At 70.8% G+C, this 13390-nt stretch carries 13 protein-coding genes and 1 pseudogene; 6 read left to right on the plus strand and 8 right to left on the minus strand.

What is annotated here, in order from left to right; genetic code table 11:
- The first annotated feature begins 63 nt into the window (after positions 1 to 63).
- Positions 64 to 852 (plus strand): hypothetical protein, encoded by a 789-nt coding sequence (locus tag SSPS47_RS06355; protein WP_147871993.1) that lies wholly within the window; start codon positions 64 to 66, stop codon positions 850 to 852.
- Positions 853 to 951: 99 nt separating this feature from the next.
- Here SSPS47_RS06355 and SSPS47_RS06360 read toward each other — a convergent pair whose 3' ends face one another.
- From SSPS47_RS06360 to SSPS47_RS06370, 3 genes are all read right to left on the minus strand, one after another.
- Positions 952 to 1197 carry a chaplin gene (locus SSPS47_RS06360; protein WP_164249386.1) on the minus strand — a complete coding sequence of 82 codons (246 nt, stop codon included), beginning with the start codon at positions 1195 to 1197 and terminating at the stop codon, positions 952 to 954.
- A 182-nt stretch (positions 1198 to 1379) separates the two neighbouring features.
- The gene (locus SSPS47_RS06365; RefSeq protein ID WP_078078017.1) at positions 1380 to 2027 is read right to left on the minus strand and encodes a response regulator transcription factor; all 648 of its coding nucleotides are present in this window, start codon (positions 2025 to 2027) and stop codon (positions 1380 to 1382) included.
- Positions 2020 to 3165 (minus strand): GAF domain-containing sensor histidine kinase, encoded by a 1146-nt coding sequence (locus SSPS47_RS06370; RefSeq protein ID WP_164249388.1) that lies wholly within the window; start codon positions 3163 to 3165, stop codon positions 2020 to 2022. Before SSPS47_RS06370 ends, SSPS47_RS06365 begins: the two co-directional genes overlap by 8 nt.
- Positions 3166 to 3422: 257 nt before the next feature.
- Here SSPS47_RS06370 and SSPS47_RS06375 point away from each other — a divergent pair, with 257 nt between their 5' ends.
- The 3 genes and pseudogenes from SSPS47_RS06375 (at position 3423) to SSPS47_RS06385 (ending at position 5751) form a co-directional block, all read left to right on the plus strand.
- Complete coding sequence (locus SSPS47_RS06375; RefSeq protein WP_164249390.1) at positions 3423 to 4121, plus strand: SDR family oxidoreductase; 699 nt, start codon at positions 3423 to 3425, stop codon at positions 4119 to 4121.
- Positions 4118 to 4739: pseudogene (locus SSPS47_RS06380) on the plus strand (S-adenosylmethionine:tRNA ribosyltransferase-isomerase). The gene SSPS47_RS06375 and the pseudogene SSPS47_RS06380 overlap by 4 nt, the downstream one beginning before the upstream one ends.
- 262 nt (positions 4740 to 5001) lie before the next feature.
- On the plus strand, positions 5002 to 5751 hold the full coding sequence (locus SSPS47_RS06385) for a transglycosylase SLT domain-containing protein (RefSeq protein WP_164249393.1): 750 nt from the start codon (positions 5002 to 5004) through the stop codon (positions 5749 to 5751).
- Between the two features lie 193 nt (positions 5752 to 5944).
- Here SSPS47_RS06385 and SSPS47_RS06390 read toward each other — a convergent pair whose 3' ends face one another.
- Positions 5945 to 8524: an FHA domain-containing protein gene (locus tag SSPS47_RS06390; protein WP_164249395.1), complete on the minus strand. Its 2580-nt coding sequence runs from the start codon at positions 8522 to 8524 to the stop codon at positions 5945 to 5947.
- 282 nt (positions 8525 to 8806) lie between these two features.
- Between SSPS47_RS06390 and serB the strand changes: the two genes are divergently transcribed.
- Entirely contained in the window at positions 8807 to 10036 is a 1230-nt protein-coding gene (gene serB / locus SSPS47_RS06395) for a phosphoserine phosphatase SerB (RefSeq protein ID WP_164249397.1), read from the plus strand.
- A 128-nt stretch (positions 10037 to 10164) separates the two neighbouring features.
- Here the strand turns inward: serB and SSPS47_RS06400 are convergent, their stop codons facing one another.
- The 4 genes from SSPS47_RS06400 to SSPS47_RS06410 all read right to left on the minus strand — a co-directional run bounded on the left by SSPS47_RS06400 (position 10165) and on the right by SSPS47_RS06410 (position 12603).
- Positions 10165 to 10683 carry a histidine phosphatase family protein gene (locus SSPS47_RS06400; protein WP_164249399.1) on the minus strand — a complete coding sequence of 173 codons (519 nt, stop codon included), beginning with the start codon at positions 10681 to 10683 and terminating at the stop codon, positions 10165 to 10167.
- Between the two features lie 65 nt (positions 10684 to 10748).
- Positions 10749 to 10955: a hypothetical protein gene (locus tag SSPS47_RS06405; protein WP_164249401.1), complete on the minus strand. Its 207-nt coding sequence runs from the start codon at positions 10953 to 10955 to the stop codon at positions 10749 to 10751.
- 212 nt (positions 10956 to 11167) lie between these two features.
- On the minus strand, positions 11168 to 11284 hold the full coding sequence (locus SSPS47_RS35945; protein ID WP_023542633.1) for an SGM_5486 family transporter-associated protein: 117 nt from the start codon (positions 11282 to 11284) through the stop codon (positions 11168 to 11170).
- A gap of 17 nt (positions 11285 to 11301) precedes the next feature.
- Positions 11302 to 12603 carry an MFS transporter gene (locus SSPS47_RS06410; protein ID WP_164249403.1) on the minus strand — a complete coding sequence of 434 codons (1302 nt, stop codon included), beginning with the start codon at positions 12601 to 12603 and terminating at the stop codon, positions 11302 to 11304.
- Positions 12604 to 12691: 88 nt separating this feature from the next.
- On the opposite strand from SSPS47_RS06410, the gene SSPS47_RS06415 reads away from it, so the two are divergent.
- Positions 12692 to 13366 (plus strand): FCD domain-containing protein, encoded by a 675-nt coding sequence (locus tag SSPS47_RS06415; RefSeq protein ID WP_164249405.1) that lies wholly within the window; start codon positions 12692 to 12694, stop codon positions 13364 to 13366.
- Positions 13367 to 13390: the final 24 nt, after the last annotated feature.

The following is a 13390-nucleotide window of genomic DNA, read 5'->3' on the forward strand; positions in this document are numbered from 1 at the left end:
AGGGAAAACCTACGCCACCGGTCCGGCGGTCAACTCCTTAGGTCCGTTCCCTAGGCTGGGGCCATGCTTCTGGAACCACGCTCAGGACTCTTGGCGGCCTGGGGAAATGCCCTCCTTGCCGGTTTCGTATCGCCGGACGACGCCGTGCTCGCGATCGTCGGGCCGGACGCGGTGCACCGGGTGGCCGGGCTGCCCGGGGAGACGGGGCCGGTCGGGCTGACGCTGGCGCTGGGCCGGCTGCGCGCGCTGGGGGTGACGGGGTACCGGGTGGCGCTTCCGGCGCCGGGGCATCCGCTGGGGCTCAGCGGACCGCCGGAGTTCAACGCCCGTGCGCTGGAGGCCGAAGAGGCGGTGGTCACGTCGGGGGCGCCGTACGGGCTGGTGCCCGGGGTGTCGGCGGTGGGACCCGAGGGTGACCTTCATGTCGAGGTGGTCTGGGACTGTCTGCCGGTGCGTGAGGCGCCGCCGGCGGACGTACCGTCGCTCGGTGAGGCGGAGCGGGAGCTGGCCGAGGCGCTGCGGGACGCGACGGACGTGCTGTCGCGGCTGGACGTGGCGGGGTCGGGGCCGGTGGCGGAGGCGGCTTTGGACGCGTACCGGGCGCGGGCCGAGCGTGGCCGTGAGGTGCTGGCTCCTGGCTATCCGCCGCGTGCGGTACGGGTGCTGGAGCTGGCGCAGCGGGTGGGTCTGCTGGTCGAGCTGGCGCGGGAGAACGGGCACGGCGGGGCGGTGAGCGCGTCGGAGATGGCGGCGCGCGGTGAGGCGCTGCGGCCGGTGGAGCGGGTGTCGAGGCGGGCGCAGGTGGCGGCGTACAACGCCTATGTGGAGGAGTTGGACCGCGGGCCGCGCTGAACGGGCCCGGGGTGTGACATAGGGCACGGCCCCGGTGCCCGTCGCTGAGGACGGGCACCGGGGCCGCGGGGCCTGGCAGGCGGTGGGGCGGGTGGTGGATCAGCCGTTGAAGCCGCCGTTGCCGAACGCCGGGTTGAGGACGCCGATCACGTTGACCGTGTTGCCGACCGCGTTCACCGGGATGTGGATCGGGGCCTGCACGAGGTTGCCCGAGCCGACGCCCGGCGAGTGCACGGCCTTGCCGTCGGCGTGGGCGCCGTCGGTGGCGAAGGCGGCACCGGAGCCCGCGGCGACGAGGCCACCGGCGATCATGGTGAGGGCGGCGGCCTTCTTGAGGTTGTTCATTTTTCAGGATCCTCCATCGCAAGGGCCGCGGCGGTACTCCGCGGCACGCCATGGAGAACGCGCGGACGCCTCCGGGGATACGCCGTGTGGGTTACATACACCCGACGGTATGAATCTCTGATCGGAAGACGACATTCCGAATCGCCGGTGGGGAAGACCCCGGGCCCGCGCCGGTCCCGTCCTCAGCCGGTGATCCCGTGCCGTACGGCCCACAGCGCGGCCTGCGTGCGGTCGGCGAGGTCGAGCTTCATCAAAATGTTCGAAACGTGCGTCTTGACGGTCTTCTCCGACAGGACGAGCGCGCGGGCGATCTCCCGGTTGGAGCGGCCGTCCGCGATCAGCGTGAGCACCTCGCGCTCCCGGTCGGTCAGCGAGGACCCCCGCCCGTGCCCCGTGCCGGGGTCGTCCTGGGCCAGCAGGGCGCCCGCCACCTCCGGCTGGAGCAGCACATGACCGGCGTGCACGGAGCGGATCGCGCCGGCCAGCGCCTCCGGGTCGACGTCCTTGTACACGTAACCGGCGGCCCCGGCACGCAGCGCGGGCACCACCGTGCGCTGCTCGGTGAAGCTCGTGACGATCAGCACCTTGGCCGGGTTGGCGAGATCGCGGAGCTTGCGCAGCGCCTCGATGCCGTCGGTGCCCGGCATCTTGATGTCCATCAGGACGACGTCCGGGCGCAGCTCCTCCGCGCCGGCGACGCCCTCGTCGCCGTCGGACGCCTCGCCGACGACCTCTATGTCGTCCTGGATCTCCAGGAAGGTGCGCAGTCCGCGCCGGACCACCTGGTGGTCGTCCACCAGCAGCACGCGGATTCTCCTGTTGTCAGCCACCGGGCACTTCCATCTCGATCGTGGTGCCCTGTCCGGGCGCCGATTGCACGGTCAGCCTGCCGCCCACACCGCTGGACCTGTCCCGCATCGAGACGAGCCCGAGGTGGCGGCCGGCCCTGCGGACGGTCCTCGGTTCGAAGCCCTTGCCGTTGTCGGTGACGCTGAGGACCGCGCCCGGTCCCCGGGGGGCGATGGAGACGTCGACGCGGTCCGCGCCGGAGTGGCGCAGCGCGTTGTGGAGCGCTTCCTGGGCCACCCGCAGCATCGCCTCCTCCTGGGCGGCGGGCAGCGCCCGTACCCCGCAGCTGTCGAAGGTGACCTGTGCGGAGTGGGCGCGGTCGAGTACCTGGATGTGGGTGCGCAGGGTGTGGACGAGACCGTCCTCGTCGAGCGCCGCGGGGCGCAGCTCGACGACGGCGGCGCGCAGCTCGTCGGCGGCCTCGGCGGCGAGGTCGGCGACCTGCTGCAGTTCGCCCTTGGCCCGTGCCGGGTCGCGGTCGATGAGACTGGAGACGGCCTGGGCGGTGAGCCGCAGGGAGAAGAGCTTCTGGCTGACCGCGTCGTGGAGTTCGTGGGCGAGCCGGGAGCGTTCCTCGGCGATGGTCAGCTCGCGGCTGCGCTCGTACAGCCTGGCGTTGGTGAGGGCGATCGCCGCGTGCTGGGCAAGGATGCCGAGGAGTTCCTCGTCCTCCTCGGTGAATCCGCAGCCGCCGACCGGCTTGGGGCAGCGCTTGTTGGCGAGGAAGAGGATGCCGATCGTCTGCTCGCCGTCGCGGATGGGCAGGCCGAGGAAGTCGGACATGTCGGGGTGGGCGCTGGGCCAGCCGCCGAAGCGGGGGTCCTTCTTCACATCGGCGAGCCGCTCGGGCCGCGCCTCGTGCAGCATCGCGGCGAGGATGCCGTGCTGGCGCGGGAGCGGGCCGATGGCCTTCCACTGCGCGTCGCTGACGCCGTCGACCACGAACTGGGAGAAGCCGCCGTGGTCGTCGGGGACGCCGAGCGCCGCGTACTCGGCGTCGAGCAGTTCGCGCGCGGAGGCGACGATCGTCTTGAGAACGTCCCGTACTTCCAGATGTCTGCTCATCGCCAGGAGTGCGCTGCTCACGGCGGCGAGCCCGGAGCTCGGTCGATGGCTCATGGCCTCACCGTACCGGCGGGCGGAAGCGCCCGGATCGGACCTGAGGCGCAGTGGGACGAGGGCCGACGGCCTAGGTCCCGTCTTCGAACTGGCGTCCGGCTCGCGACGCCAGTTCGAAGACAGGACCTAGGCCGAAGTGCCTCGGCACGGCGGGACTCGCGCCCGAGGCGCCGAGGCACCCGTCCTTTCTACGTTGAGGACAACGGCCCTCGGCGACGTCGTCCGGAGCCGACCCGAGGCGAGAAGGAGCGGACGCCATGTCGGTAGCGATCATCACGGGTGCTTCCAAGGGGCTGGGGCGCGCACTCGGCGACGCGCTCGCGCGCGAAGGCTGGGACCTGGTGCTCGACGCCAGGACGGCGGGGCCGCTGGCGGAGGCGGCGCACGAGATCCGGGCGCACGGGACTCGCGTGACGGCGGTCCCGGGTGATGTGACCGATCCCGTCCACCGCGCGGAGCTGGCCGCGGCGGCGGGCGGGCTCGGCGGGCTCGATCTGCTGGTGAGCAACGCGAGCGCGCTGGGCGCCGAGCCACTGGTGCGGCTGGACGCGCTGGCGCTCGTCGGGCTGCGGGCCGCGCTGGAGACGAATGTGGTGGCCGCGCTGGGCCTGGTGCAGGAGGCGCTGCCGTTACTGCGGGCGAGCGCTGCGGGCACGGTGATCGCCGTCAGTTCGGACGCGGCGGCGGAGGCGTACGAGACCTGGGGCGGGTACGGGGCGTCGAAGGCCGCCCTCGACCATCTGGCCGCCGTGCTGGCCGTGGAGGAGCCGCGACTGCGGGTGTGGACGGTCGACCCGGGCGACATGCAGACGGATCTGTACGCGGCGGCCGTCCCGGACGACGGTGAGACGCGGCCGGACCCCCGGTCCGTGGTGCCGGGCTTCCTTGCGCTGCTGCGGCAACGGCCGAGGAGCGGCCGTTACTCGGCCACGTCGTTGCTGAGCGTGGCGCCATGACCGGGGCGGCCGTGTGCTGGGACGGGCCGGCGGGACTGGAGGGGCTGCGGGTGCCCGACGCGCTCTTCGCGCGGGTGCCCGCCGAGCAGCGCGGTTCGGGCGGGACGACGTACGGCTCCCGGTGACCCGGGGCACGGAGGTGCGCACCACGTGTTCGGGGAGCTGGCGGGGCACCTGCGGGCGGGGGACGTGCCCGTGGTGAACACCCCGCCGACGCTGCCGGCCGCGGTCGACGCGCGCCTGGGCGGGGAGCGGCTGGTCGCCCACTTCTCCACGCGCGGGGACGACGGCCGGTGGGCGGTGGAGCTGCGGACGCCAGGAGGCGGCGGCCGGTCCCGGTGGGGTCGTGCGGCCGGCGGCCGGCGGCCGGCTGGACGGAGCTGGCGGTCACCCCCGCGGCGCGGGGTGCGCGTCGTGGACGGGCTGCCGACCGGGGCGCACGAGCCGGAGGCCTCGCATCTGCTGATGCTGGAGGCGATCGCCGGCCGCACGGCGCTGGAACGCGGTTATACGGCGGCTGTACGCCATCTCTGCCTCTGGCACGAGTTCGGCGACGTCCACCTCGTCCTGCCGGACGAGACCGCTCACTCTCCGGGTTGCGCCAGCAACTTCAGGTGAAGCGGGCACCCGCCCAATGTGACGCCACACATAGGACGCACATCACTTACGAAGGTACGTAGTGGACATAACGACCGGCACAAGCATGCCCCAATCGGGCAGCGGGATGTCTCTTTTACACCCCTTTCAACTATCACGGGTCGTACATCCCACCTTTGCCACATGTTTTTGCTGCCGCTAAGAATTGCAGCCGTCGCCGCCGATAAGAAGGCATCAGGCCGACCGGCCACCGCGACTCCCGCTATTCGAAGAGGTATGTCGTATGACCGCGTCCAGCACCACTGGCAACCGACTGAAGAAGAGCCACAAGCTCTCGATCGCCGGCGTGACAGCAGTCGCCGCCGCGGCCGTCAGCTTCTCCTTGATCCCGGGCAACGCATCCGCCGAGTCCCAGAGCAAGAACGTGGCCGCCTCCGTGTCCACCGCCCCGGCGGCCTGGAACATCGCGAACGGCAGCGGCCAGGCCGCGGCCGCCCACAAGAGCCTGACCAAGCAGGACAACATCGCCGACCGCGTCGCGGAGATTCACGCGAAGCAGGGTTCGGCGACGGCGACGGTCAAGGCCGACACCAAGGACAAGACCGCCGCCGAGAAGAAGGCCACCGCCAAGGCCAAGGCGGCCGAGAAGGCCAAGAAGCGCGCGGCCGAGAAGGCCAAGGCCAACCGCTCCGCCGACCGCAAGCCCGCCTACGCCAACAACCTGAACGGATGGATCAAGGAAGCCCTGTCCATCATGAAGAAGGAGAAGATCCCCGGCACGTACGAGGGTCTGCACCGCAACATCATCCGTGAGTCCAGCGGCGACCCGCGTGCGATCAACAACTGGGACATCAACGCGAAGAACGGCGTCCCGTCGATCGGCCTGCTCCAGGTCATCAAGCCGACCTTCGACGCGTACCACGTCAAGGGCACGCCGGACAGCCAGTACCACCCGGTCGCCAACATCGTCGCCGCGGCCAACTACGCCGCCGACCGCTACGGCTCGATCGACAACGTCGACAGCGCCTACTGAGCCGCCGCACGACCGTCCCCCGCAAGGCCGTAGGGGCAGCGAGGCCCCTACGTCCACGCACACCGCGCGCACGACGCGCGACACAGGCCACGCACAGACGCCGGTGGGCGGCACCCCGCGAAGGGGTGCCGCCCGCCGGCGGCGTGCGTGCCGCGCGTGAAGCGCTCCTCGTGCCTGCTCCGCGCACTCCGCGTTACTTGCGCATGACCTCCGGCTCGTGGCGGCGCAGCAACCGCGCCACCACGACCCCGCACACGACTCCGATGAGCAGCAGCACCGTGACGTTGAAGCCCCACTGCGCCACCGAGTGGTCCCAGAGCGGGTCCAGGTCGTTGGGGCTCTTGGGGTCCCACGGCGGCATCAGATGCGCCAGGTCGAGGGTCGAGCCGGTACCGGCGATCGCCCAGCGCGAGGGCATCAGCCAGGCGAACTGCTCCAGGCCCGGTGAACCGTAGACCTGGAAGAGCGTGCCGGTGAAGACGACCTGGACGATCGCGAACATGACCAGCAGCGGCATGGTCTTCTCGGCGGTCTTCACCAGCGAGGAGATCACCAGACCGAACATCATCGACGTGAAACCGAGCGCGATGATGACGATGCACATCTCGACGGCCGGCGGCATGATCAGGCCCTCGTCGGGCAGCGCGCGGGGCGCGAAGCCGATGCCGCAGATGATGACGCCCTGGAAGGCCGTGATCACACCGAGCACGATGACCTTGGACATCAGGTACGCGGAGCGGGACAGGCCGGTGGCCCGTTCCCGTTCGTAGATCACCCGTTCCTTGATCAGCTCTCTTACGGAGTTGGCCGCACCCGAGAAGCACATGCCGACCGCGAGGATCAGCAGGATCGTCCCGGCCTTGCCGTTGAACCTGTCCGGCGCCTCCGGCGGGCCCAGTCCGTACTCCGCCGGGATCACGACGCTCACCACGCCGAGGACGGCGGGCAATATCACCATCAGACCGAGGAAGCCCCGGTCGGAGGCGATCACCGAGGAGTAGCGGCGGATCAGCGTCCAGAGCTGGGAGCCCCAGCTCTGCGGCTTCGGCGGGCGCATCTGCTGCGGCGACGGCATGTGGACCGACTGCGCGGCGACGGCGTCGATGTCGGCGGCGTACATCTGGTAGTGCTGCGAGCCGCGCCAGCGGCCCGCCCAGTCGTAGTCGCGGTAGTTCTCGAACGCCGAGAAGACATCGGCCCAGGTGGTGTAGCCGAAGAAGTTGAGCGCCTCCTTCGGCGGTCCGAAGTAGGCGACCGAGCCGCCCGGCGCCATGACGAGCAGCTTGTCGCAGATCGCCAGCTCGGCCACCGAGTGCGTGACGACCAGGACGGTACGGCCGTCGTCGGCGAGGCCGCGCAGCAGCTGCATGACGTCGCGGTCCATGCCCGGGTCGAGGCCCGAGGTGGGCTCGTCCAGGAAGATCAGCGACGGCTTGGTCAGCAGTTCGAGGGCGACCGAGACACGCTTGCGCTGGCCACCGGAGAGCGAGGTGACCCGCTTCTCCTTGTGGATGTCGAGCTTCAGCTCGCGCAGCACCTCGTCGATACGGGCCTCGCGCTCGGACTCGGCGGTGTCACCGGGGAAGCGGAGCTTGGCGGCGTACTTGAGCGCCTTCCGTACGGTCAGCTCCTTGTGCAGGATGTCGTCCTGCGGGACCAGACCGATGCGCTGGCGCAGCTCGGCGAACTGCTTGTACAGATTCCTGTTGTCGTACAGGACGTCGCCCTCGTTGGCCGGCCGGTAGCCGGTGAGCGCCTTGAGGAGCGTGGACTTGCCGGAGCCCGAGGGGCCGATGACCGCGATGAGCGACTTCTCGGGGACGCCGAAGGAGACGTCCTTGAGGATCTGCTTGCCGCCGTCGACCGTCACCGTGAGGTGGCGGGCCGAGAAGGAGACCTCACCGGTGTCGACGAACTCTTCGAGCCGGTCTCCGACGAGGCGGAACGTCGAGTGACCGACGCCCACGATGTCGTTCGGGCCGATGAGCGCCGTACCGGACTTGGGGATCGGCTGACCGTTGACGTACGTGCCGTTGTGGGAGCCGAGGTCGCGGATCTGGAAACGGCCGTCGGGCGTCGAGGTGAACTCGGCGTGCAGACGGGAGACCTGGAGGTCGGAGACGACCAGTTCGTTCTCCAGCGCACGGCCGATGCGCATCACCCGGCCGAGAGCCACCTGGTGGAAGGTTGTCGGGCTGCGGTCCCCGTACACCGGCGGCGCCCCCGCCGCGCCACCCGAGCCGGGACCGCCATGACCACCGGGACCGCCGGCGGCGGGGCCCCCCGGCCCTCCGTGCTGCGGCGGTACGTAGCCGTGCTGAGGCTGCTGGGGCTGCTGCTGGGACGGCTGCTGCTGGGGCGCCCAGCCCGGGCCGCCCTGCGGCTGCGGCTGCTGCACCTGCGGTGCCTGGGCCTGTGGCGCCTGGGCCTGCTGGGGCGCCGCGCCCTGCGGGTTGTACGCACCGGCCGCCGCGCCGCTCAGGCTCAGCCGCGGTCCGTCGGTCGCATTACCGAGATGCACAGCGGTACCGGGGCCGATTTCCATCTGGTGGATCCGCTGGCCCTGCACATAAGTGCCGTTGGTGCTGCCGTGGTCTTCAATTACCCAACTACGGCCCCCCCAGCTGATGGTGGCGTGGCGCCACGAGACCCGGGCGTCATCGATCACCAGGTCGCCCTGCGGATCACGTCCCAGGGTGTACGACCTGGACTGATCGAGCGTCCAGGTCCTTCCGTTCAGTTCAAGTACGAGTTCCGGCACTCCATGCCCCACTAGTTGTCCCCCGGGTTGCTCCCATCACAGGGAGTCTAGGGATGGCGAACATCGGGGGGAACTATTTCAGGCCCGCCCCCATATACGAAAGTCGGGCCTCGGGAAAGAGCGCAAAATCCCGTAAGTGGCACGGCGAAACGTAAGTGAACAGCCGCAAAACCCTCAACCGGGACTCGTGTCCCACGAGGCATTCCGTGGCACGCCCGTGGCCTACTCGTGGCATGTCCGGTACGCGGGACGCCGGGTCGCCCCACGCGTCACGCCCGATACGGTGGGATCACCATGAGCGCATCGCAGCCCCGTCAGGCCACTGACGCCGCCCCCACACTTCTCGTCAAGATCTTCGGGAAAGACCGCCCCGGGATCACCGCCGGCCTCTTCGACACCCTCGCCGCCTATTCGCTCGACGTCATAGACATCGAGCAGGTCGTCACCCGTGGCCGTATCGTCCTGTGCGCGCTCGTCACCTCGCCGGGCGGCGACGGTGCCGAGGGCGCACTGCGCGCGACCGTCCACAGCTGGGCCGAGTCCCTGAAGCTCCAGGCCGAGATCATCTCCGGGACCGGCGACAACAGGCCGCGCGGCAGCGGCCGTTCCCATGTCACGGTGCTCGGGCATCCGCTGTCCGCCGAGTCGACGGCGGCCATCGCCGCCCGCATCACCTCGACCGGCGGGAACATCGACCGTGTCTTCCGGCTGGCGAAGTACCCGGTCACCGCGGTGGAGTTCGCGGTGTCGGGCGCGGAGACGGAACCGCTGCGCACGGCGCTGGCGACCGAGGCCGCCGAGATCGGGGTGGATGTCGCCGTCGTCTCGGCCGGGCTGCACCACCGGGCGCAGCGGCTGATCGTGATGGACGTCGACTCGACCCTCATCCAGGACGAGGTCATCGAACTGTTCGCCGCGCACGCGGGCTGCGAGGAGCAGGTCGCCGAGGTGACGGCCAGGGCCATGGCCGGCGAGCTGGACTTCGAGCAGTCGCTGCACGCGCGCGTGGCGCTGCTCGCCGGACTCGACTCGTCGGTGGTGGACAAGGTACGCACGGAGGTACGGCTCACGCCCGGCGCCCGCACCCTGATCCGTACGCTCAAGCGGCTCGGCTATCAAGTGGGCGTCGTGTCCGGCGGGTTCACCCAGGTGACCGACGCGCTGAAGGAACAGCTCGGGCTGGACTTCGCCTCGGCGAACACGCTGGAGATAGTGGACGGGAAGCTCACCGGTCGCGTCGTGGGCGAGATCGTCGACCGGGCGGGCAAGGCCAGGCTGCTGCGCCGGTTCGCCGCCGAGGCCGGGGTGCCGCTCTCCCAGACCGTCGCGATCGGCGACGGTGCGAACGATCTCGACATGCTGAACGCGGCCGGGCTGGGCGTCGCGTTCAACGCCAAGCCCGTGGTCCGCAGGGCGGCTGACACGGCGGTGAACGTGCCGTTCCTGGACACGGTGCTCTATCTGCTGGGCATCACGCGCGAAGAGGTCGAAGAGGTGGAGGGGGCCGAGGGCCCGTCCGTCTGAGTCCGCCCGCCGCCCGAACGCGCCCGTCGCCCCGCGGCCGGCCCCGGCAGGAAGCCCCGGCACGCACACCGCGCCGGGGCTTCGTCGTCAAAGGAGTTGGAGCGGTCGAGGGCAACGGAGAAGGACGGTCAGTCGTGCGGAGCCCAGTATTCGAGCAGCGTCCCCACATCGGGCTCCACGGTCTTCCACGAGCCGGTGAAGCCGATGACGGCGAACGCCGAGGTCGGGAACGCGCTCGCGGTCAGCCGGCCCAGCGCGTCACCCTCGGCACGGGCCGAGAGGGCGTCGGCGAGGGCGTGCATACCGGGGTTGTGGCCGATCAGCAGGAGGTCGTTCACCTCGTCCGACGTCTCGGTGAGCAGCGCCAGGAGATCGCCGAGCGTCGCGTCGTACAACCGGTCCTCGTACACGGTCCTGGGGCGCTGCGGGAGTTCGTGCACCGCCAGCTTCCAGGTCTCGCGCGTGCGGGCCGCCGTCGAACAGAGAGCCAGATCGAACGCGATACCGGTCTCCGCGAGCCGGCGCCCGGCCACCGGGGCGTCCGCGCGGCCTCGCTCGGCGAGCGGCCTCTCGTGGTCGGCCACGTCGGGCCAGTCGGCCTTCGCGTGCCGGAGTAGGACAATCCTGCGGGGTGTTTCGACGCTCATGCATCCCAGCTTCGCACGAAATGCGCCGTCAGGCGCGGGGTGTTGGAGGGCTCACCCGCCCCGGTTTACCGGGCGAGGGTCTGCTGGATCTGGTGCACCACCCGGCCTACGCCCGGGTCGCCCGCGGCGGCGTTGGCCTGCCCGGGACCGGCCATCAGCAGCAGCAGAGCGGCGAACGCGATCGCGGGGAGTGCGATGGCCCACCAGGGGAGAGAGATCTCGACGGTGTCGGGGGACGGGCGGTGGGACCGGGTGTGCGTAGGGGCCGCCATGGCCGCCTCCGTAGGTCTGCGGTTGAAGTACCTCAAAGCTACGGACCGCCCGCCCCGGCTCCCATCCGGAGACCCACCCACTTGACCCTGACCCTGGCCCCCTAAGGGACGGTGGTGCCAGCACCACCCTCCCTTTCCTCTTTTTTTCAGGGCTCGGTTCGCCTCCGGGCGCTGGGAGCCCTTCGGCTCACTCGCCGAGGGCTTTCGGGGAACTAGGGCGAGGCGATCGAGGCGATGACGGCGATCACGACCATGATGCCGATGATCGTGCCGAACATCAGCAGCAGTTTCTTCTGGCCGTTCTGGGGATTCGGGTCAAGGACTGGCATGCGCGCAGTTTCTCATCTCAGCACTCGTCCTCGATCGTCCGGTCCCGGCCCGCCACCACACCCAGCACGATCTGCGGCACCATCAGCCCGGCCATCAGCGTGATCGGCAGCTCCCAGCCGCCGCTGTGCTGGTAGAGCACGCCCACCAGCAGCGGCCCGGGGATGGAGATCAGATAGCCGGTGCTCTGGGCGAACGCGGACAGCCGTACGACCCCCGGGCCGGTCCTCGCTCGCATCCCGATCATCGTGAGCGCGAGCGGAAAGGCGCAGTTCGAGATGCCCAGCAGCAGCGCCCAGACCCAGGCCCCGGCGGCGGGCGCGAGGAAGAGGCCCGCGTATCCGGTCAGACCGCAGGCACCGAGGGCGATGACGATCGGGCCCTGGTTCTTCATCCGGGTGGCCAGCCGGGGGATCACGAAGGCCAGCGGGACCCCCATCACCATCGTGACGGCGAGCAGCAGCCCCGCCGTACCCGCCGACACCCCCGCGTCGCGGAAGATCTGCGGCATCCACCCCATGGTGATGTACGCGCCCGTGGCCTGGAGCCCGAAGAAGGTGCCGAGCGCCCAGGCGGTGCGGCTGCGGGCGATCCTCGGAGCATGAGCCGGGGCCGACGTCCGCTTCCGCTCCCCCTCGCCGCCGCCGGTCGCCGTCGCGGCGCTCCTGCGGTCGCGTACGAGCAGCGCGGCCCAGGGCAGTACGGCGACGGCCGCGACCACGGCCCACAGACCGAGCCCGAGGCGCCAACTGCCGCCCAGCGCCCCGGTCATGGGGACGGTCGCGGCGGCGGCCACGGCCGTGCCGGCGGACAGCGACATGGAGTAGAGGCCGGTCATGGTGCCGACCCGGTCGGGGAAGTACCGCTTCACGATCACCGGCATCAGCACATTGCTGACGGCTATGCCCATCAGCGCGAGCGCGCTCGCCGCGAGGAAGGCGGCCGTGCCGTTGGTGAAGGGGCGGATCAGCAGACCCGCCGTGATCGCCACCATGCCCGCGCAGACGACCGCGCCGGGCCCGAAGCGGCGGGCCAGGCGCGGGGCCGTGACACCGAAGACCGCGAAACAGAGCGCCGGGACGGAGGTGAGCACCCCGGCGACGCTGCCGCTCATGTGGAGCCCGGCGCGGACGTCTTCGAGCAGCGCCCCGAGGCTGGTGATGGCGGGCCGGAGGTTGACGGCGGCGAGGACGAGTCCCACGACGAGCAGCCGGGTCAGCCACACGGTCGTCCCGTGAGACGGGGACGGTGCGGGAGAATCGGCGGGCGCGGGCGCGATGTCCTCCCGGGGTGAGAGCGGGGTCGTGGTCTCGTCAAGCATGGAGCCATCATAGAATCATGGGATGATTGGTTGTCCAATCCCGCGACAGCCGCCCCGGTCGTCCCCGGCATCGAGAACCTGGAGCACCATGGCCCTGACCTCCCCCCGGCGATCCGCGCTCTCCGATCAGGTGATCACCGAGCTGCGGAACCAGATCACGTCGGGCGAGTGGCCGGTGGGCTCGCGCATCCCGACCGAGCCCGAGCTGGTCGAGCAGCTGGGGGTGGCCCGTAACACCGTCCGCGAGGCCGTCCGCGCGCTGGCGCACAACGGGCTCCTGGACATCCGGCAGGGCTCGGGCACCTATGTCGTCGCCACCAGCGAGCTGGCGGGTGTGATGCACCGCCGGTTCGCCGACGCCGACGCCCGGCACATCGCGGAGGTGCGCTCCACCCTTGAGGCCGCCGCCGCGCGGCTGGCGGCCGAGCGGCGTACGGAGCGGGAGATGCGGCAGCTGGAGACACTGCTGGCGCGCCGCGAGGAGGCGTGGGCCGGCGGGGACGCCGAGCTATTCGTGGCCGCCGACGCGACCCTGCACCTCGCGGTGGTCTCGGCCTCGCACAACGAGGTACTCACCGCGCTCTACGCGGACCTGAGCGAGCTGATGCGCGACGGGCTGCGTGCCGATGTGGGACGTGAGCTGCGGCCGGCGTTCCATCTGGACCACGCTCGGCTGGTGGCGGCGATCAGGGCCGGGGACACGGAGACGGCGGGCGCGGAGGCGGCGAGCCACGCGTTCACGTGCCTGCGCGAATCGGTCTGAGGCCCACCCGCCCGCGTGAAGCGG

It is taken from the genome of Streptomyces sp. S4.7 (assembly GCF_010384365.1).
Taxonomy (GTDB): domain Bacteria; phylum Actinomycetota; class Actinomycetes; order Streptomycetales; family Streptomycetaceae; genus Streptomyces.